Below are 776 nucleotides of genomic sequence, written 5' to 3' on the forward strand. Positions count from 1 at the left end.
TCGGGGTCGATCACCACGCGCACGGGCGAGGGGCCCGGAACAAGGCGCGTCGTCAGCCGCGGATCATCGGCGCGCACGGTGCCGGCACCGACCACCACCGCGTCGCACAGCGCCCTCAGCCGATGGGTGTGCCGGATGTCGCCGGGGCCGCCGATCCACTGGCTATGGCCGAGCCTGGTCGCGATCCGCCCGTCCAGCGTCTGGGCGAGCCGGCCCACGACGATGCAGCCATCCGGCGCAGTCGGTGGGGCGAGGAGGGGCGAGAACAGCGCGGCCAGCGCGCCCGCGCCTTCCGGGCGCCCCGCGAGGAGCGCCTGCCATTCGGGATCCTGCGCACCATCCATCCGGCGCGGTTATGCCGGAAGCGGGCGGCGATGTCAGGCCCGGGCTTTTCCGCCGCGGCGTTGCGGCACGGCCGGCCCGGCCGGATGATCCGGCCCCCGGAGGAAGGCGATGGCGCGACAGCGGCGACGACGAGGACAACCGGTCGAACTGCCACTGGTATTCGGCGAGCACCGGATCGCGGAGGGCTGGATCGGCATCGGGATCGCGGGGGCGGCCTTCGTAGTCATCGGGGCGGCGATGGCCGCTGCGGGAGCGCCGGAGGTGATGCTCGCCGTGGGGCCGGTCCTGACGGTCTTCGCGGCGCTGTGCGCGGTGACGCGGGTGGTGCGGTTCGACCCCGAGGCCAGGGAGGTCCTGGTGACGCGGCGGCTACTCGGGCTCGGCCATACGCGGCGCCTGCCGTTCGACCGGTTCCGGACGGTGGCGGTGGC

Annotated in this window: 2 protein-coding genes; one reads left to right on the plus strand and one right to left on the minus strand. The window is 74.5% G+C overall.

What is annotated here, in order from left to right; translation table 11 throughout:
- Positions 1-344, minus strand: a 344-nt coding sequence (locus tag AC1DWF_RS33750; protein WP_476842851.1) for a RibD family protein, incomplete at its 3' end; no start/stop codon positions are given.
- 109 nt (positions 345-453) lie between these two features.
- Here AC1DWF_RS33750 and AC1DWF_RS33755 point away from each other — a divergent pair.
- A partial coding sequence (locus tag AC1DWF_RS33755; RefSeq protein ID WP_476842852.1) for a hypothetical protein occupies positions 454-776 on the plus strand: 323 nt, incomplete at its 3' end.

This window comes from Aminobacter sp. P4_D5 (assembly GCF_056401815.1).